This is a genomic window from Streptomyces sp. NBC_01446, assembly GCF_026340095.1.
Taxonomy (GTDB): domain Bacteria; phylum Actinomycetota; class Actinomycetes; order Streptomycetales; family Streptomycetaceae; genus Streptomyces; species Streptomyces aureus.
The window spans coordinates 1863462-1882623 of sequence record NZ_JAPEPO010000001.1 but is presented as its reverse complement, the minus strand read 5'-3'; the positions used below and the strand labels follow the sequence as shown (position 1 = coordinate 1882623).

The 19162-nt window shown below is 72.8% G+C and carries 14 protein-coding genes; 7 read left to right on the top strand and 7 right to left on the bottom strand.

The genetic code is table 11. The features are described 5' to 3' along the window. Window positions 1-15: 15 nt before the first annotated feature. Genes OG456_RS08395 through OG456_RS08365 form a run of 7 tightly spaced genes read left to right on the top strand, consistent with a single transcriptional unit; the run spans window position 16 to window position 12405 of the window. Window positions 16-351: a hypothetical protein gene (locus OG456_RS08395; RefSeq protein ID WP_266558731.1), complete on the top strand. Its 336-nt coding sequence runs from the start codon at window positions 16-18 to the stop codon at window positions 349-351. Further along, entirely contained in the window at window positions 348-740 is a 393-nt protein-coding gene (locus OG456_RS08390) for a GPW/gp25 family protein (RefSeq protein ID WP_116508651.1), read from the top strand. The genes OG456_RS08395 and OG456_RS08390 overlap by 4 nt, the downstream gene beginning before the upstream one ends. Beyond that, window positions 737-3901, top strand: a complete 3165-nt coding sequence (locus OG456_RS08385) for a putative baseplate assembly protein (protein ID WP_266558728.1) — start codon at window positions 737-739, stop codon at window positions 3899-3901. Before OG456_RS08390 ends, OG456_RS08385 begins: the two co-directional genes overlap by 4 nt. Beyond that, window positions 3888-7730 carry a putative baseplate assembly protein gene (locus OG456_RS08380; RefSeq protein ID WP_266558726.1) on the top strand — a complete coding sequence of 1281 codons (3843 nt, stop codon included), beginning with the start codon at window positions 3888-3890 and terminating at the stop codon, window positions 7728-7730. The genes OG456_RS08385 and OG456_RS08380 overlap by 14 nt, the downstream gene beginning before the upstream one ends. After that, a complete protein-coding gene (locus OG456_RS08375) occupies window positions 7730-9898 on the top strand; it encodes a hypothetical protein (protein WP_266558724.1) in 2169 nt (722 codons plus the stop codon). The genes OG456_RS08380 and OG456_RS08375 overlap by 1 nt, the downstream gene beginning before the upstream one ends. A 54-nt stretch (window positions 9899-9952) precedes the next feature. Further along, complete coding sequence (locus tag OG456_RS08370) at window positions 9953-11512, top strand: DUF6519 domain-containing protein (protein ID WP_266558722.1); 1560 nt, start codon at window positions 9953-9955, stop codon at window positions 11510-11512. Continuing rightward, on the top strand, window positions 11512-12405 hold the full coding sequence (locus tag OG456_RS08365) for a peptidoglycan-binding protein (protein ID WP_266558720.1): 894 nt from the start codon (window positions 11512-11514) through the stop codon (window positions 12403-12405). Before OG456_RS08370 ends, OG456_RS08365 begins: the two co-directional genes overlap by 1 nt. Before the next feature lie 49 nt (window positions 12406-12454). Here the strand turns inward: OG456_RS08365 and OG456_RS08360 are convergent, their stop codons facing one another. The 7 genes from OG456_RS08360 to zapE all read right to left on the bottom strand — a co-directional run bounded on the left by OG456_RS08360 (window position 12455) and on the right by zapE (window position 19143). Next, on the bottom strand, window positions 12455-13177 hold the full coding sequence (locus OG456_RS08360) for an aminoacyl-tRNA hydrolase (protein ID WP_266569122.1): 723 nt from the start codon (window positions 13175-13177) through the stop codon (window positions 12455-12457). Window positions 13178-13288: 111 nt separating this feature from the next. After that, window positions 13289-13483, bottom strand: coding sequence for a hypothetical protein (locus OG456_RS08355; RefSeq protein WP_266558718.1), 195 nt, complete (start codon window positions 13481-13483; stop codon window positions 13289-13291). A gap of 33 nt (window positions 13484-13516) precedes the next feature. Beyond that, window positions 13517-14368, bottom strand: a complete 852-nt coding sequence (locus OG456_RS08350; RefSeq protein ID WP_266558716.1) for a polysaccharide deacetylase family protein — start codon at window positions 14366-14368, stop codon at window positions 13517-13519. Between the two features lie 97 nt (window positions 14369-14465). Beyond that, window positions 14466-15329 carry an ABC transporter substrate-binding protein gene (locus OG456_RS08345; RefSeq protein ID WP_266558715.1) on the bottom strand — a complete coding sequence of 288 codons (864 nt, stop codon included), beginning with the start codon at window positions 15327-15329 and terminating at the stop codon, window positions 14466-14468. 148 nt (window positions 15330-15477) lie between these two features. After that, entirely contained in the window at window positions 15478-16311 is an 834-nt protein-coding gene (locus tag OG456_RS08340; protein WP_266569121.1) for a polyphosphate kinase 2 family protein, read from the bottom strand. A gap of 192 nt (window positions 16312-16503) precedes the next feature. Then, complete coding sequence (locus OG456_RS08335) at window positions 16504-17904, bottom strand: alkaline phosphatase PhoX (RefSeq protein WP_266558714.1); 1401 nt, start codon at window positions 17902-17904, stop codon at window positions 16504-16506. A gap of 147 nt (window positions 17905-18051) precedes the next feature. Next, entirely contained in the window at window positions 18052-19143 is a 1092-nt protein-coding gene (gene zapE, locus OG456_RS08330) for a cell division protein ZapE (RefSeq protein ID WP_266558713.1), read from the bottom strand. Window positions 19144-19162 lie beyond the last annotated feature (19 nt).

Here is a 19162-nt window from a genome sequence, read left to right as displayed (position 1 = left end):
CGGGGGAAGCACCAAGTGTCCGGGAGTCTGCTCGACGCCGGCGCCGTGATCGGCTGCCCGCACGGCGGCCGCGTCACCGCCGCCACCACACCTTCCGGCGGCGTACGCATCGAGGGTGCGGCCGTCGCCACGGCCGCGCACACGTACGTCGTCACCGGCTGCCCGCACACCCAGGACGGTGTGCACAAGCCCTGTGTCTCGGTCCGCTGGACCGCCGACGGCACCGGCGTCACCGTCGCCGGCGTCCCCGTGCTGCTCGACACCTCGGCGGCCCAGTGCTTCACCGCGGCGTTCGTGCCGCAGGGGCCGCCCGTCGTCCAGGCCACCCAGCGAAAGGTGACCGTCCGATGAGCCCGACGAGCCGGGGAACCCGCCCGCGCAGCGACATCGCGTTCCCCTTCCGTGCCGACCGCCGGGGACGCACCGCGCACGCCGCCCACGGTGAACACGTCCACGACCTGATCGAGCAACTGCTGTTCACCAGCCCCGGCGAGCGGGTGATGCGCCCCGACTTCGGCTGCGGGCTCCTCGATCTGGTCTTCGCCCCGAACAGCCCCGAACTCGTCAGCACGCTCGAACTGTCCGTGCAGGCGTCGCTCCAGCGCTGGCTCGGCGACCTCATCGACGTGGTGGCCCTCGACGTGGAGAGCGCCGACGACGCCGTTCGGGTCCACCTGTCGTACGTCCTGCGCGCCACCGGAACCCGCGCGGACGACGTCTTCGAAGGGAGGGCGGCGTGACCACCGGTACCACCACCTCCCGCCGCGCCAAGGTAAGAGCCGCTCGGCTCAACGGAGTTGACTCCGTCGAGGTCAGTGACGACGGGCTGCTGCTCACTGTCATGTTCCTCGGCAAGGCGCCGCACCGCCTCGGACCGGAGAACGTCCGGATCGACGGCGGCCGCCGGATCACCGGCATCACCGCCGTCGACGTCAGCATCGAGCGCGAGGAGGACCCGGAGCTCGACGACCGGCTCCACGTCACCCTCGACCGGGCCGGAGACACCTCGGAGTACGTGTTCTCGCTCGTCGAGACCGACCCGTACGGGCGCCCCGGCACCGAGCCCTTCCGCGGTTTCGACCAGCGCTACCACCGTGCGTCCTTCGCCTTCCGGCCGGACTGCCCGACCCCCTTCGACTGCAAGGAGGCCGAGCCTCAGGAGGCGGACTTCCCGGAGGCGCCCGTCGTCGACTACACGGTCCGCGACTACGAGACCATCCGTAAACTGCTCCTGGACCGGCTCGCGCTCACCACCCCCGACCGGGTCGAGCGAAACCCCGCCGACCTGGGCGTCACGCTCGTCGAGCTGCTCGCGTACACCGGCGATCAGATCAGCTACCAGCAGGACGCGGTGGCCACCGAGGCCTACCTGGACACCGCGCGCCGCCGGGTCTCCGTGCGGCGGCACGTCCGGCTCATCGACTACGCCATGAACGACGGCTGCACCGCGCGGGCGTATGTCACCGTGCAGACCGCGGGTGACACCACCCTCGCTCCGGGCACTTTCCGCTTCGCCTCCGTCGACGTGCGCACCCTCGATCCGCACGACCGGCCCGAACCGGGCACGGTGATCGACGAGAGCGACATCGGCGACCTGGACGAGCGCGGCTCGGTGGAGATCTTCGAACCGGTCGTCGCCGCCGACCCGCTGGAACTGAAGGTCGCGCACAACAGGATCCGCCTGTGGACCTGGGGCGGCGAGCTGTGCACTCTGCCCACGGGCGCCACCTCCGCCACCCTGCGCGACGAGTGGGACGACCCGGAGACCTGCCGGGAGCGCCGACTCGCCCTCCGCCCCGGAGACGTGCTGGTCCTGGAGGAGGTGAAGGGCCCGCGTACGGGCACCCCCGGCGACGCCGATCCCCGCCACCGCCAGGCCGTACGCCTCACCTCCGTCACCCCGGGCGTCGACCGCATCGAGGACCAGCCGGTCCTGGAGGTCACCTGGGCCGCCGAGGACGCTCTGCGCTTCCCGCTCCGCCTCACCACGCGCGCCGGCCGCGACTGCCTGCCCGTCGAGGACGTGAGCCTGGCCCGCGGCAACGTCGTCCTCGTCGACCACGGCCGAACCCTCACCGGACTCCCTCAGACGGTCACCGTGCCGCCCGGTCCGGCCGTCGTCGCGCCCTGCGACCCTCCCCCAGCCTCCGGCCGGGGGTACCCCCATCTCGCTTCGCTCACCTTCGGCTGCGGCGACCGGGACGAGGGCAACGCACCGGCCCGGCTCATCAACTCCCTCACGGACCGGACGGCGGACGGGCAGGCACTCGTACCCGACGACGTACGCGAGCTGTTCGAGGTGGTGGGTGAGGCGGCGACCGTCCGCGCCGGACTCGGTCTGGAGCGCGCCGGGCAGCGGCACGAGCGTGTGGTGCCCGGCACGGCGTACGCCCAGACGGCTGCCCTGCGCACCCTGCTCGCGCAATCCGTCTACCCGGGCATCACACCCCGCTTCCGCCCCGTTCTCGGCCGTTCCCCGGTCGTACAGGCGGTGCCGTTCCCCGACGCGCAGGTCGTGGCCGCCGGGCAGGCCGAGCGGATCGCCGCGATCGCGGGCCGGGTGCGGCAGCGGCTCGTCGAGCTGTGGCGCAGCGCCCGCGACCGCGACGGGCTCGGGGACGAGGAGATCGAAGAACTCGCCGTGATCTACGGCCTGAAGGTCCTGGAGCGGCTCGAACTGCGCACGCATCCCGTCCGCGCCCTGCGCGAACTCCTGCACAGAAACGACGAGTTGCTCGAAGCGAAGTTGCGCCGCGCGGAGATCCTCGCGTCCCGGGCCCGTGCGGGCGCGGTCCTCGACGGGCACATCGCCTGGGAGATCGCGCACAGCTGGGGCCCGGCGTACGCGGCAGGACTGCACCCCGACGAGCCCGTGCTGCGGGGGTCCGCGGCCGCCGCGCTCGGCCAGGACCCGCGCAGGGCACTGCCCGCCGTACACGTGGAGGACGGCGACCTGACCTGGATGCCCCGCCGCGACCTGCTCCACAGCGGGCCCCGCGACCGGCACTTCGTCGGGGAGCTGGAGGACGACGGCCGTGTCGCCCTGCGCTTCGGGGACGGCCGGCACGGCGCCAGGCCGACGCCGGGCAGCCGGCTCGCCCTGCGTCACCGGCTCGGCGGCGGCATCGCCGGCAACGTCGGCGCGGAGGCCATCAACCACCTGGTCGTCCAGAGTGGCTGTGAACAGCCGCGGGTCACCGTGGTCCGCAACCCGCTGCCCGCCACCGGCGGGGTCGAGCCCGAGCCCGTCGATCAGGCACGCCAGTTGGCCCCGCTCGACCTGCGCCGCACCCGCCTGCGCGCGGTCACCGCCGAGGACTACGCGGACCTCGCCCGCGCTCTGCCGGGTGTGCAGCGGGCCGCGGCGGAGATCCGCTGGACCGGCAGTGTCCAGGAGGCTCACGTCGCGATCGACGCGTACGGCAGCGCAGAGCCGCCGGCCGAGCTGCTCGCCCGGGTCGAGCAGTCCCTGGAGGCGTACCGGCGCATCGGCCACGACCTCGTGGTCGGCCCCGCCCGTCCGGTGCCGCTCGAGATCGCGCTGAGCGTGTGCGCCGCGCCCGGCCATCAGCAGGGGCAGGTGCTGGCCGAGCTGTACCGAGTCCTCGGCAGCGGCCGCCTCCCCGGCGGGCGGCTCGGGTTCTTCCACCCGGACGCGCTGACCTTCGGCGAGCCCGTCCGCCTGAGCCGTCTGGTCGCCGTCGCCGCGGCCGTGCCGGGCGTGCGGAACGTCCAAGTCGACCGTCTGCGGCGGCTGTTCGAGCAGGACCGAGGAGAGAGGGAGGACGGCGTGCTGCGGCTCGGCCCGCTGGAGATCGCCACGTGCGACAACGACCCGGACCGGCCGGAGAACGGCCACCTGGCGATATCCCTGGGAGGTGCCCCCGATGACCGCCTCTGAAGAGTGCGCCTGCGGCTGCCGCGGCGGCCACGACGAGCGTCTCGCGCCCGCCCCGCCGCACAACCCGCCCGGCCGCACCGCCCTCGACTACCGCGTCGGCGAGTACGGCTCGTTCCTCGCCGCCCTGCTCGACCGGCTCGCCTCACCGGCGTACCCGGCGCTCGGTGGCCTGACCGTCCGTACCCCCGACGACCCGGCGATCGGTCTCCTCGACGCCACCGCCGTCCTCGGCGACCTGCTCACGTTCCACTCGGAGCGGATCGCCGACGAGGCCTACCTCCGTACGGCGGGCGAGCACCGGTCGCTGGTCCTGCTGGGCCGGCTCGTCGGCCACCGCCCGCGGCCGGGTGTCGCCGCCACCACCCACCTCGCGTACACCCTCGAACGCGACCCGCGTGCCGAGGCGCTGCCCGTGCTGATCCCGCGCGGCGCGCGCACCCACGGCGTGCCCGCCTCCGCCGACGAGGAGTCCGTGACCTTCGAGACCAGCCGGGACCTCACGGCCCGCTGGGACTGGAACGAGCTGAAGGTGCGCAGGCGCCGGCCGTCCCTGGTCACCCCGGAGGATCTGGAGCGCCGCTCCGAACTCTTCGTCGAGGGCACCGCGAACTCCCTGCAGACCGGCGACCAGTTGCTCTTCGTCTTCGGTGAACAGGCCGCCGGTGAACGGGAGTTGCTGCCCGTAGCAGGCGTACGCACCGACCGGGACGACGACATCACGGCGATCTCCCTGCAGAAGTCGGCACCGCCCACGCTGAAGGAGCTGGTCGACGAGGTGCGGCGGTGGACCGCCGAGCCCGCGGCGCCCGGTGAGCCGGGGGAGGAGCCGCCCACGCCGGAGGTCCCGAACCCGCGGCCGGTGAGCCGGTTGATCGAGGACTTCGAGGACCAGGTGCTGGCCCCGCTCCGCGCGGCTCTGGACGACGTGAAGACACCCGAGAGCCTCGCGGCCTGCCTCGCGGAGCCCGTCGCCCGCCTCGGCGAGGCGCAGGTGCTCGCCGAACCGTGGGAGGACGTGGCGGCCTGGTTCGAGCAGCTGCAGGCGGTGCTGGCCGAACGTGCCGAGCGAGCACTCGAATTGGCGCCGGCGACAAGTGTCGAGGACGGTGCGGCGGGAAGTCGTCGGGCCGCGGCGCCGTCGGGGCTGGTCGCGCAGTTCCCCGCGCCCCCGAAGGGCGACCCACGCACCGCCGCCTACCAGGCGCTGTCTGCCGTACTTCCGGCCCTGCGTACCGCCGGGCCGGGCCCGGAAACCGGTGCTCCACGTGCCAGTGCCGACCCCGCCGCTGTCCTCGCGGTCCTCAACCCCGGCCTCGCCGGCCTCTACCCGGCCTGGCGCAGGGCGGCGGCCGCCGCCCCCGGCAGCGCGCGGCTCCTGCGCGACCTGCTCGCGATGCGGATCACCGCGGCCCCCTTCGGCGCCACGGCCCCGCTCAAGCCCGTCCAGGACGACAAGGGACGGGTCATCCGCAGCGCGGACTGGCCGCTCACCGGGGCCGTGCTGACCAGCCTGCGGGTCGTCCACGACACCGCGGGCAAGGCGCCGATCCGGGCGGAGTTCCAGTACGTCGAGGGCAACGGCTCCGACCAGCGGGCAGTGCCGCTGCCCGTCACCGGGCAGATCACTTTCGCGCTGGGCCCCGGCCAGGTCGACCTGTCGACGCGCTCCGCCCAGGACCGCGAGCTGAGCTGGCTCACCCTCCCCCACTCCCGAACCCGTGCGAGCGGGGGGACCCCCGTCCCCGCCGATTCCCAGGAGCCCGGCGTCACCGCGCGCCTGCGCAACGGTCTGCCCGAATGCACCCTGTTCGTGTCCCGTCCGGACGAGGACGGCCTGATCCACGTCGGCGTCAAGGACGGCACCACGCAGGAGATCTCCCTGCGTCCGGGCGCCACCGAGCAGTTCACCCACGGTGAGTACGAGGTGAGCCTGCGCTACGGGGTGGGCAGCAGCGAGCCCAAGGTCGAGATCGTCATCGCCGGCAAGCACGCGGCCGTCGACCGGCGCGTCCTGCAGCTCGACACCGTGCACACCGGCATCACGGTCGGCAGCTGGGTCGCGATCCAGCGCCCCGCCAAGGGCGCCGAGGACGGCATACCCGGCGACCCCGAGCTCGCGTTCGTCACGACCCAGGTCGTGGCCGTGCGCACGGCGGCGTACACCAACTACGGGATCACCGGCCGCGGCACCGAACTCACCCTCGCCGACACCTGGCTGGACGAGTTCGACGTCCTCCTGTCGCACATCCGCGACACCACCGTGCACGCGGCGGGCGCGCCGCTGCGCCTGGCCGACGAGCCGCTCGGCGAGGAGGTCCACGGCAACGGGATCGAACTCGCCGAGCTGTACGACGGTTTGGGCGCCGGACGCACCCTCATCGTGACCGGCGAGCGCAGCGACATCCCCGGGACGGCCGGCGTCACCGCCACCGAGGTCGTCACGATCGCCGCCGCCGACGCGACCGTGGACCCGCAGCTGCCGGGGGACCGCGTCCACACCCACCTCACCCTGACCACCGACCTCGCCCACCGCTACCGCCGCGAGACCGTCCGTATCCTCGGAAACGTCGTCGAGGCCACCCACGGCGAGAGCCGGGAGGAGGCCATCGGCAGCGGCGACTCGGACCGCGTCAACCAGGCGTTTGCGCTCTGGCAGTCCCCGCTCACCTGGCTTGCCGACGACAACCCCCTCGGCGCCACACCGGTGCTGGAGATCCGGGTCGACGGCGTCCTGTGGCACGAGGTCGACAGCCTTGCCGGACGCGGCCCGCGCGAGCGGATCTACATCACCGGCACCGCCTCCGACGGCCGGACGACGGTCACCTTCGGCGACGGCGTGCACGGGGCCCGGCTGCCCAGCGGTCACGAGAACGTCCACGCCCGCTACCGCTTCGGCACCGGCAAGGCCGCCAACGTCCCTGCCGACCGCCTCACCCAGCCCCTCACCCGCCCGCTCGGCGTCACCGCCGTCACGAACCCCCGCCCGGCGACGGGCGGCGCCGACGCGGACGGTCCGGGCCTCACCCGCCGGACGGTCCCGCTGGCCGTCTCCGCCCTCGACCGGCTCGTCTCGGCGGCCGACTACGAGGACTTCGCCCGCTCCCGTGCAGGCATCGGCCGGGCCGCCGCACGCGAACTCTTCGACGGACGGCGGCGCGTGCTGCACGTGACGGTCGCGGGCACCGACGACGTGCCCCTGGACGGAGACGGTGCGGGATCAGCCACCCTGCGCGCCCTGCGCGGGGCCCTCACCGAGTACGGCGACGTCAACCTGCCCGTCCGCGTGGACGTGCGTGAGCTGGTCCTGCTGCTCGTCGCCGCCAGGGTGAAGGTCGCTGCGGACCACGCCTGGGAATTCGTCGAACCACGGCTGCGGCAGGTGCTGCTGCGCCGACTCGGCTATGAGGGAAGCGAGTTGGGGCAGCCCGCCCGGCTCTCCGACCTTCTCGCGGCGGCCCACACCGTGCCGGGTGTCGACTACGTTGACGTCGACGTCTTCAACGGCGTCCCCGCGTCCGCCACCCCGGAAGAGCTCGCCGAGCTGCTCACCGACCCCGGCGCACCGCGGCCGAGTGTTCCCGCGCGCGAGGCGACGTACGACGAGAAGATCCACACCGTCCGCGACGCCGACGGCGAGACCCTGTCGGCGGTCTGCGCGCGCCACGGCATTCCGCTCGCCGAACTCCTGCGCCTCAACCCCGACATCACCGACACCCGGCGCCTGGCGAAGGGCCGGTCGGTGTTCGTCTTCCGCGGCATCCGCCCCGCCCAGCTCGCCCTGCTGTCCCCGCGAGCCGCGGGCACCCTGATTCTGACGGAGGTCAAGTGATGGCCGCGCATTCAGCGGATGTCCAGTTCGACCCGACAGCCCTCACCACGAACCGGGAACCTGACGGCCTCGCCGCCCTGCTGCCCCGCTGGCACCTCCTGCGCGACGCCGAGGAGGGCGAGCCGCTGCGCGCGCTGCTCGCGGTCGTCGCCGAGCAGCTCGACCGGGTCCGCGACGGCGTCGAGCAGGGCTACGAGGACCTGTTCGTGGAGACGGCGGCCCCCTGGGTGCTGCCGTACCTCGGCGACCTGGTCGGATACCGCACCCTGCCGGGCTACGAGCGCGTCCTCACCGCGGGCCTGCACGAGGGCGGGCGTGCCGCGCTGGCCGAGGCCGTCGCGCCGCGCGCGGACGTGGCGGCCACGGTCGCCGGCCGCCGCCGCAAGGGGACCCTGCACCTGCTGGAGGAGATCTCCGAGCAGGTCGCCGGCTGGCCCGCGCGGGCTGTCGAGCTGTCGCGGCTGGTCGCTCACCACCAGTCGGTGAAGCTGTACCGGGACACGGCCGCGGAGAGGGGGCGCCTCCTCGACCTCCGGGACGGCTCGGCGCTCGCGCTCGCCGGCGGCCCCTTTGACAGCACCTCCCGCACCGTCGACGTCCGCCGCGCCAACTCGTCCAAGAGGCAGGGTGGTTGGACCCCGGCGGGAGTCGGCCTCTTCGTCTGGCGGCTCAAGGCGTACTCGCTGACGTCCTCTCCGGCCTACTGCATCGACCGCGCCCGCAACCTCTACACGTTCTCGATCCTCGGCCATGACAGCCCCCTGGTCACCGAGCCGGTCCCGGAGCCGTCGCCGACCCACATCGCCACGGTCGACAACGTCCCCGCGTTCATCACCCGCCGCCTGCTCCACGACCGCCTCCTCGACTACTACGGCCCCGGCAAGAGCTTCGTCGTCCGGCGCGACGGCGAGGACAAGCCCGTACCGCCGTCCGACATCGTGGTCGCCGACCTGTCCGAGTGGCGCTACCGGCCGAAGCGCGGTCAGGTCGCCGTCGACCCGGAGCTCGGGCGGATCGCGTTCGGTGCGCGCTCGGCGCCCCGGCAGGGCGTGTGGGTGGACTACCACTACGCGTCCGGCGCCGACATGGGCGGCGGCGAGTACGAGCGGCACGACCGCGTGGACCGGCCCGACGCCGCCTTCTACCGGGTCGGCCCCGGACAGCCGTACCGGCAGATCATGGACGCGTACCGGGCCTGGCGGCACGACCGCCGTGCGGACCGTACCGGCCCCGACGGAATCATCGAGATCACGCACAGCGGCGCCTACCAGGAGCAGCTGGACTTCGACCTCGACCCCGGCGACCGGCTGGAGCTCCGGGCGGCCGAGGGCACGCGACCGGTGATGCGGCTGCTCGACTGGTACAGCAACCGGCCCGACGCCCTCAACATCCGTGCCGTGGCCGACGATTGCGCCCCGCACGAGCGACCGCGCATCGTCCTCGACGGGCTGCTGGTCGCCGGGCGCGGCATCAACGTCACCGGGCCGATGGGAGCCGTCGTCCTACGGCACACCACCCTCGTACCCGGCTGGTCACTGGAGCCCGAGTGCGAGCCGCACTCGCCCGACGAGCCCAGCCTCGTCCTGGAACGCACCACCGCCTGCCTCCAGATCGAGCACAGCATCCTCGGCACCATCGAGGTCATCGGCGACGAGGTCGGCGAGGACCCCCTCGACATCCACCTCCGCGACAGCATCCTGGACGCCACCGGCCACGACCGCGAGGCCCTGTCCGCACCGGACTGCCGCCTCGCCCACGCCGTGCTGCACGCGCACCGCACGACCGTCATCGGCGAAGTCCACACGCACGCGGTGGAGATCGCCGAGAACTCGGTCTTCACGGGCCAGCTGCGGGTGGCCCGGCGCGGCATCGGCTGCCTGCGGTACTCGTACGTCCCCACCGGCTCGCGCACGCCACGACGGCACCGCTGCCAGCCTGATCTCACGCCCGGCGTCCAGCCGTTGTTCGCCGCCATTCGCTACGGGACGCCCTGGTACGGGCAGTTGGCCGACCGCTGCCCCGAGGAGATCCGGCGCGGCGCGGACGACGGTGCCGAGATGGGCGCCTTCCACGACCTGTACCGGCCGCAGCGCGAGGACGGTCTGCGCGCACGGCTCGCGGAGTCCACGCCCGCGGGCACGGACGCCGGAATCCTCTTCGTGACATGAGCAGTGCCGCCGTACGACCCACCCGTACTTTCCTGAACCAGGGGGACCCCCTTCATGCACGCTGATCTCTCCCGTCTCACCTTCCACCCGGAGCGGCACTACTCCGCGGTCGTCGCCCAGCAGGGCCGCGTCCAGCTCGACGCCGACGCCAACGAGCAGACCGCGATCCAGCTCCATCGGGCCCGCACCCTCGCCGCGGACCTGATCGGCCGCTACGGCGGGCCGCGCGACGCGGCGGGCTTCCGCGTCGAGTACGTGGGCGGCAGGCACGACATCGACACCCTCCACATCCACGGCGGCCGTTACTACGTCGACGGCATCCTGCTCGACGCGGACCGCCCGGCGCCCGGAACGCCTGTGCCGGACGAGGACGCCGAGAACGCCGAGGACGCCGAGGACACGGCCGCCCCGCCGTCGTACTGGACCTACTGGGACCAGCCCGACGCCTTCCGCGACCCGGAGAAGCCCGGCGACCGGCTGCCCTCGCCCGCGCAGTCGCCTTTCGTGGTCTACCTGAACGTGTGGGAGCGGTCGGTGAACGCCGCCGAGGACCCGGCGCTGCGCGAGGTCGCCCTCGGCGCGGCGATGCCGGACACCGCGGCCCGCGTCAAGGTGGTCTGGCAGGTGCTGCCGCTGTCCCTCGCGGCGCTGGCGATCGAGGACGCCGATCCGTCGAAGGAGGTCGTCCGCGTTGCCTTCGACAAGTGGGCGCGGCGCCAGGCGGCAGCCACCGCCCGGCTGGCCGCCCGCAGCGAGCGGCCCGACCACGCCGACGAGGACCCGTGCCTGGTCAGGCCCGACGCCCGCTACCGCGGTCCGGAGAACCAGCTGTACCGGGTCGAGGTCCATGCCGGCGGCGGGGCGAAGGACGCCACCTTCAAGTGGTCCCGCGAGAACGGCTCCGTCGTCTTCCCGGTCGACGCACTCGACGGCACCTGGGTGCAGCTGGCGTCCCTCGGTCACGACGACAAGCTCGACCTGGACGTCGGCGACTTCGTCGAGTTCACGGACACCGCCTACGCCTCCCGCCTGGAAACCCTGCCCCTGCTGCGCGTCGAGGAACTCGACCTGCCGGGCCGCCGGGTCCGCCTGTCCGCCGAGCCCGAACCGGGCGTCGGCCGGCTTCCCCACCTGCACCCGTTCGTGCGCCGCTGGGACCACCGCGAGGGCCCGAGGCGCAGGGGCCGGACCGCAACCCTGAAGGGCGGCGCCGTCCCCGTCGCGGAGGGGGAGTGGCTGCCTCTGGAGGACGGTGTCGAGGTGTACTTCGCCAAGGACGGCACGTACCGGACCGGCGACCACTGGCTCGTCCCCGCGCGCACCGCCACGGGAAGCGTCGAATGGCCGACGGACCCGGCGCGCCGCCCGCTGCTCCAGGGGCCCGCCGGCATCGCCCGCCACTTCGCCCCGCTGGCCCTGGTCAAGGGTGAGGAGAGCGCCGTCGACCTGCGCCTCGCCTTCGGCCCGCTCGCGATCGGCATCCCGGCCGCGGACGAGGCGACCCTCGCGGCGGAGGAACAGGCACACCGTGAGGAACTCGCGGCCGAGGGCCCCTCGCACGGGCGGTCGCAGACCACCGCAGAAGCGGAGTCCGCCGTGGAAGGAGACGAGTGATGGCCACACCATTGAGCGCGTCGAAACTGGTGGAGATCCTGCGTAAGGAGGGTCTGACGGTCCACGAGGTGCGCAACTGGCGTACGCACAACCGCAATACGAAGGGTCCCTGGGGCCCGGTGAACGGCGTGATGATCCACCACACCGTCACCTCGGGCACGGACGCCTCCGTGAACATCTGCTACAACGGCTACTCGGGCCTGCCGGGGCCGCTGTGCCACGGCGTCATCGACAAGAAGGGCGAGATCCACCTCGTCGGCAACGGCCGTGCCAATCATGCGGGGTTGGGCGACAGCGACGTCCTGCGCGCCGTGGTCGACGAGTCGAGGCTGCCGCACGACAACGAGGCCGACACCGACGGCAACCGGCACTTCTACGGCTTCGAGTGCATCAACCTCGGCGACGGCAAGGACCCCTGGCCCGAGGCGCAGAAGGAGGCCATCGAGAAGGTGTCCGCCGCGATCTGCCGCCACTACGGCTGGAGCGAGCGGTCGGTCATCGGCCACAAGGAGTGGCAGCCGGGCAAGCAGGACCCGCGCGGTTTCACGATGGACGGCATGCGCAAGCGGATCGCCGACCGGCTCGCCGGGAAGTCCCAGGGTTCCGACCCCGGGCCCGACCCGAAGCCCACGCCGTCCAAGCCGTCGCACGCCCCGTTTCCGGGCAGCGGCTTCTTCCACAACGGCCAGAAGTCCGCGCTCATCACCGCCATGGGCCGCCGCCTGGTCGCCGAGGGCTGCGACCACTACGAGGAGGGGCCCAGCCCCGAGTGGACCGACGCCGACCGCAAGTCCTACAAGGCCTGGCAGCAGAAGCTCGGCTTCAAGGGCAAGGACGCGGACGGCATTCCGGGCAAGACCAGCTGGGACAAGCTGAAAGTCCCGGCGTCCTGAGAGCCGTCAGCGGGCGGGCTGCCCCGGACGCCGACGCGGAGCAGCCCGCCTACGGCCGTCGTGCGCGCCGGAGAGGACAGAAGTGGCTGCCCCCTTCGGCCACCACGGTGTTCCCGGGGGCGATCTCCGTGAATCCGGCGTCCCGGACCACCGGCAGGCCGCTCGTGGTCAGCTCGGCCCAGCGGTCCGTGTCCGCGGTGCGTGCGGAAAGCGGGAAACCGGCGTCGCGCCACTCCGCGCGCTGCTCGTCCGTCAGTTCCCACCAGGCCAGCTGCGCGGCGTGGCCCGCCTGGGCCATCGACTTGCCCGCCGTCATGTCGAGGTCGGGGCTCAGCCACAGGACGGGTGCCGTGAGGTCCGGGTCCGCCGGGGGCTCCGGGTCGTCCAGTTCCGTTCCCGACACCTGGAGCCGGGCGAGATCCTTGGGCCAGCCGTCGAGCGGGACCGGCGGGAAGACCCGTACCTCGGCCGACTTCCCCGTCACCGTGATCCCGTCGAGCGCCTCCGCCCTGCGCCACTCGGCGCCGCGCGCCCGTCGCACCACTTTGCGGATCCGGGCGTCCTGCCAGTCGCGCATGACCTGCGCCCACTCGCCGTCGCCGGTCGCGCGCGGATCGGAGAGGATCACGAGGACGGCGCGGGCAGCCGTCTCCAGGGCGTCGGTGCGGGCCGGGGGAGCGGCCCGCTCGATACGCACCACGAGAGGCAGCACGAACTGCTGAGCCTCGTCGCGTACGGTCCGCTCGGACCGGAAGGGGCTGTCTTGCGGCACGCCGGCGGAGGCGTCGGCGGCGTCTTTCTGGAGGGTCTGGTCGTCACTGCTCACCGGACCAGTCTGCCAGGCGGAAGATCGGTTCTTCGCGGCGTCGTGCGACAGCGACGGTCACCCCGAGCAGGACGTGCGCTGTGCCTCCTGCCATTCGCACACGGGGCACAGCGTCACGCCCTTGCGGGACTCCGGGTACTCGGTGGGCCTGCGGCACAGCACGCACTCGGCGAACGGTTCCGTGGTCGCGCCGGCCGGTTCGGACACGTCCGGGTCCGTACGCGGCCCCGGCCCGTCGCAGTAGTCAGCCATGACTCCCACCGTAGTGCGGGCCCCGGACGGGCCCTAGTGCTGGGCCGTCGACCTGATCAGCTCCGACACCCGCACGAACCGGTACCCGCGCTCCCGCAGCTTCGGCACGACGGCGCGCACCGCGGCTTCCGTGGCGGGCGCCGCGCTGCGGGTGCAGTGCATGACGACGACCGAACCGGGCCGCACCCCGTCGAGAACCTGCTGCGCCACCGCCGCCGAGTCCGTCGCGAACGCGTCACCGCTCACCACGTCCCACTGCACGGCCGTGACGCCCGCCGGGGTCAGCTTCCGGAGCACCTCCTTGTCGTAACACCCGCCCGGGAAGCGGAAGTACGGCACCGTGCGCTTCACCCCGGCCTTGCGGAACGCGGTGAAGGCGCGCTCCACGTCCGACCGCATCTGCGCGGGCGGCATGGTGGGCAGCCCGTAGCACTTACCGGTGAAGGCGTAGTGGCTGTACGAGTGGTTGGCGACCTCGAAGAGCGGATCGCTCCCGATCGACTTCGCTTCGGCCGGGTACTCCTCGGCCCACCGTCCCGTCATGAACACCGTCGCGGGGACCTTCAGCCGGCGCAGGGTCGCGATCAGGGCCGGGTTGTCGAAGTGCTCACCGGCCGCGGCGCGGGGGCCCTCGTCGGCGGTCATGTCGGCGTCGAAGGTGAGGGCGACGGTGCGGTCCCGGGGGTGGGGAGCGCTCTTGAACACGGGGGTGAGACCGGCGGGGCCCGGTGCGAGTGTAGGCGGGCGCGAGGGCGCGGTGGACGCGCTCACCTCCCCTCGCCCCGGGTGCCCGGTGGATCCGCCGCCCCCACTGCACGCGGCAGCTCCGACCCCCAGCGCGCCCAGGGCGCAGACCAGCGCAAATCTCCGTACATAGGTCATCACGCGGCGACAATAAACGTACTAATGGGATTAATTGCGCATCATGTCGCGTGTGCGGAGCGGCGTCGGGCCAGGTGGGCGAAGAGCGGGGTCGCGGGGCTCAGGTGTCCCGCAGCGCCCCGGCCACCTGAGCGAAGAACCGCGCGTGGGCGGACTCGCTCGCCGGGAGCTCCGGGTTCCAGGGGAGCAGGCGTGCCCCGGCCGCGACCTGCAGCCAGTGCGGGTCCGCCGCGTACTGCTCGCGCGCGGCCGCGTTCGCGCGGGAGTCGACGAGCACGATGTCGGGGGTGAGCGCGGCGGCCTGTGCCCACCCGGACGTGTTCCAGTTGGCGCCCGGCCCCTGCGGCGGTTCGACTGTGCGTACGCCGAGGGCCGTCAGTGCGCTCAGGTCGGGCCACTTGGCGGGGCGGGCCAGATGGACGCTGTCCGGGCCACCCGGCGACAGGGCCAGTACCCGCCCCGGATTGTCCTGCGCGACCTGCTCCAACTCCCGCATGGCGCGCTCCAGTTCGGTCCCGGCCCGGTCCCGCGCCCCGAGCGAGCGCGCCAGCCCGGCGAAGCGCTCCCTGACCGCGGTGAGCGAGCGGCCCTGCCCGACGTCGACCACGACGACCGGGACGTGCTCCTCCAGGTGCTTCGCCACGTCGGGATCGACGCCGTACACCTGGCTGCCGCCGTAGGTGACGGCGACGACGAGGTCGGGTTCGGCCGCGAGCACGGCCTCCAGGCCGAGCCCCGCGCCCGCGCCGAGGTAGCGGACCTCGCCGAGCGGCAGCGTCCCCGCCTTGGCCGGGTCGGCGGCGTCCCCGTCGTGGAACGAGCCGAAGATCCCCACCGGCCGTATCCCGTGGTCCCACAGGGTGGCGCCGGCCTGTATGTAGGCCACCACCCGTAACGGCACGTCCCCCGCGGCCGCCACATGCCCGCGGTCGTCGGTGAACTCCCAGACTGCGTGTCGTTCCATGTGTCCGTGTCCTTGTCCCTAGGGGGCGACGTCCTGAAGGGCTCATGGGCCCGGGAGGACCCCTAAGACCCTGCCCAGGGGGCGGGATCGGCACGCTCGGTGAATCAGCCGCAGTTGGGGGCGGCACTGGTGGGGCCGGAACCTCGCCTCACCCCTGCGCGAGCAACTGCTCCCTCGCCCCGGCCACGTCGAAGTCCGCCTTCGGGTACTTCGGGTCCAGCGCCTCCAGATGTTCCAGGAGCAGCTTGCTGACGGCCCAGTTGCGATACCACTTGCGGTCGGCCGGCACCACGTACCAGGGCGCGGCATCCGTCGAGCAGCGCTCCAGCGCGATCTCGTACGCCTCCTGGTACGCGGGCCACAGGGCGCGGTCCTCGATGTCCCCCATGGTGAACTTCCAGTGCTTGTCCGGGTTGTCGAGCCGTTTGAGGAGCCGCTCGCGCTGTTCCTCGTACGAGATGTGGAGGAAGCACTTGACGACCGTCACGCCGTCCTCCGCCAACGACTGCTCGAAGCGGTTGATCTGGCCGTAGCGGCCGCCCAGTCGGCGGCGCGGGACGAGGCCGCGGACGCGGGCGGCGAGGACGTCCTCGTACTGCGAGCGGTCGAAGATGCCGATCTCGCCGGGCTCGGGGAGCGCCCGCATGATGCGCCACAGGAACGGATGGCCGCGCTCCTCGGCGGTCGGCGCCTTGAAGGCCTTGATACGGCAGCCGGAGGGGTTGAAGAGGCCGATGACGTGCTTGACCGTGCCGCCTTTGCCGCTGGTGTCCATGCCCTGGAGAATCAGCAGGATCCGGCGCCGGTCGCCCGCCGTGCCGGAGGCCCACAGGCGCTCCTGGAGGTCCGCGAGGCGTTCACCCATACGGGCGGTCGCCTCCACGCCGGCGGCCTTGCCGGAGGGGCCCGCGGGCGTCGCCCGTGCGTCGCAGGAGGCGAGTTCCACGGGCTTGCCCGGGGGGATGCGCAGCAGCTCACGCAGCGCGACGGGCGACTTCGAGCCGGAGGACTTCCCGGACGGCTTTCCGGGGGCCTGACCGGCCTCGGCCCGGGACTTCCCGGGGCTCTTGGCCGGCTTGCCCTTGCCCTCCCGCTTCGTGTCCTTGTCGGCCTTGGCCACCGCGCACCCCTTCCCGTCAGGTCCCTCGATCGTGCGACGGACCGGGCACCTGCGCTACCGCTGCCAGGGCCCCGTCACGGCGAAGGTCGTCCCGGGCGTGTAGCAGTTGACGTACATCGTGTCGCCGTCCGGGGAGAACGTGACGCCCGCGAACTCGCCCCACGCCGGTTCCTGCGCCGTGCCGATGTTCTGGCGCCCGCGCGCCATCGCATACACGTCGCCGCGGCGGGTCACACCGAAGACGTGCTGCGCGCCCTCGCCGTCCTCACACACCATCAGGCCGCCGCTGGGCGCGAGGCAGATGTTGTCGGGCTCCTCGCCCGGCAGCTGGACGTCGGTGCTCGGACCGAAGACGATCACCAGCGTGAGCCGGCGCTTGGTCGGGTCGTAGCGCCAGATCTGCCCGAAGTGATCGGCCGCCGAGCCCTGCGCGCTGTGGGCGAAGGAGGAGACGAAATAGACGGACGAGCCGCCCCAGTAGCAGCCCTCCAGCTTCTGCGCGTGCGTGATGCCCTTCGGGCCGAAGTCCTGGAGACGGATGGGGGTCTGCGCGGCCAGCGGGTCGGGTACGTCGACCCACTCGATGCCGCCGAAGGTCGCGCCCGTCTCCTGGATCACGGACAGGTCGGGCACCCCGGGTACTCGCATCGCCTGGAGCGTTCCGCCCGCCCGCAGGGAACCGAGGCCGCCCTCGGGCTTCTCGGGCAGGAAGCGGTAGAACAGGCCGAACGGCTTCTCGAAGGCGTCCTCGGTCTCGTAGACGACGCCCCGCTTCGGGTCGATCGCGATCGCCTCGTGCTGGAAGCGGCCCATCGCGGTCAGCGGCACGGCACCCGAGCGGTGCGGGTCGGCCGGGTCGACCTCGAAGATGAAGCCGTGGTCCTTGGTGTAGCCGTTCGTGCCGGCCTTGTCCTCGGTCTCCTCGCAGGTCAGCCAGGTGCCCCAAGGCGTGTGCCCGCCCGCGCAGTTGACGGCCGTGCCGGCGATGGCGACGCGCTCCGACAGGACATTGCCCCGATGGTCGAGCGTGAGTGCCGTACAGCCGCCCTTGCCCATCGGGTCGTAGGTGAGCCCCTCGACGGTCGGCACGGCGATCTTCGCGGTGACGCGGTTCTCGTGGTTGCGGACCAGGTGGACCTGGCCGTGTCTGCCCTCCAGGGCCGTCATGCCGTCGTGGTTGCTGGGCACCTTGCCCTCGCCGGAGCGCAGCGGGTCGCCCTCGCGCGAGAGGACCTTGTAGCGGAACCCCGCGGGCAGGTCGAGCAGCCCGGCGGGGTCGGGCACCAGCGGGCCGTAGCCCTTGTTGCCGAGGCTCTGCGCGGCGGCCGTGCCCGCGAAGAGCTCGGAGAGGCTTCCGGCGAAGGCGATGGCGGCGACGGAAGCGCCGCCGCGCGCGAGGACCTGACGTCGTGTTGCGGGGGACTGAGCGGTACGTGCGGTACGTGCTTCAGACATGGGGCAACCTCCTGCTGGCGGACAGGAACTGTGACCCGGTCGTGTGTATCACGCGGCATGGTTCACGGGAACCACGCGTGTGACGGCCTGTCGCTCATGTCCCGGCCGTCACACGCCACCCCGCACGCGCGCGTGAGCCCCTGCCCCCTACGCCCTCACGAGCCCCTTCGCGTCCCGCGCGAGCGCGGTCAGGCGGGAGATCGCGCGGAAGTACTTCTTGCGGTAGCCGCCGTTCAGCATCTCTGCGCTGAACAGTTGGTCGAAGGGGAGTCCGGAGGCGAGCACGGGGATCTCGCGGTCGTAGAGCCGGTCGGCGAGCACGACGAGCCGCAGCGCCGTCGACTGGTCGGGGACGGGCTGCACATCCGTGAGGCAGACCGCCTTCAGGTCGTCCGTCAGGGCGCCGTAGCGGCTGGGGTGCACGCGCGCGAGGTGGTCGAGCAGATGCGGGAAGTCGTCGAGCGAGGCGCCCTGCGTCGCGTACGCAGCCTTCGTCACCTGTTCGTCGGAGAACGGGCCGGGCGCTTCGGGCAGGCCGCGGTGGCGGTAGTCCTCGCCGTCGATGCGCAGGGGGCGGAAGTGGGCGGACAGGCCCTGGATCTCGCGCAGGAAGTCGGCGGAGGCGAACCGGCCCTCGCCGAGCTTGCCCGGCAGCGTGTTCGAGGTTGCGGCGAGCGCGACGCCCGCGTCGACGAGCTTGCCCAGCAGGGTCGACACCAGGACCGTGTCGCCCGGGTCGTCCAGCTCGAACTCGTCGATGCACAGCAGCCGGTGCTCGCCGAGCGTGCGCACCGTCTGCTGGAAGCCGAGCGCGCCCACCAGGTTCGTCAGCTCGACGAAGGTGCCGAACGCCTTCTGCTCGGGGGCCGCGGGGGTGGCGTGCCAGAGCGAGGCGAGCAGGTGGGTCTTGCCGACGCCGTAGCCGCCGTCCAGATAGACGCCGCGGGGCCCGGTGGGTGCCGCGGGCTTCTTGGCGAACCACCGCCGCTTGCCCGAGCCGCTCGCGTGGGCGCCGCCGAGCCCGGCCGCGAAGTCGCTCAGGACCCGCACCGCCTCGGTCTGGCTGGGCTGTTTGGGGTCCGGGATGTACGTCTCGAAGCGGACCGAGTCGAAGCGCGGCGGGGGCACCATCTCGGCGACCAAGCGGTCCGCGGGGACGAGCGGCTCACGGGCGCACAGGGACAGCGGGGCCGCGTCGGCTATCGGACTCTGAGCCGGGGCAGTGGTGGAGGACGACACAGCACCCAACTCTAGACGC

Coding starts and splice junctions, on each gene's coding strand:
- OG456_RS08390 (WP_116508651.1), top strand. CDS start 348: ATGAGCCCGACGAGCCGGGGAACCCGCCCGCGCAGCGACATCGCGTTC.
- OG456_RS08380 (WP_266558726.1), top strand. CDS start 3,888: ATGACCGCCTCTGAAGAGTGCGCCTGCGGCTGCCGCGGCGGCCACGAC.
- OG456_RS08375 (WP_266558724.1), top strand. CDS start 7,730: ATGGCCGCGCATTCAGCGGATGTCCAGTTCGACCCGACAGCCCTCACC.
- OG456_RS08370 (WP_266558722.1), top strand. CDS start 9,953: ATGCACGCTGATCTCTCCCGTCTCACCTTCCACCCGGAGCGGCACTAC.
- OG456_RS08365 (WP_266558720.1), top strand. CDS start 11,512: ATGGCCACACCATTGAGCGCGTCGAAACTGGTGGAGATCCTGCGTAAG.
- OG456_RS08355 (WP_266558718.1), bottom strand. CDS start 13,483: ATGGCTGACTACTGCGACGGGCCGGGGCCGCGTACGGACCCGGACGTG.
- OG456_RS08345 (WP_266558715.1), bottom strand. CDS start 15,329: ATGGAACGACACGCAGTCTGGGAGTTCACCGACGACCGCGGGCATGTG.
- OG456_RS08335 (WP_266558714.1), bottom strand. CDS start 17,904: ATGTCTGAAGCACGTACCGCACGTACCGCTCAGTCCCCCGCAACACGA.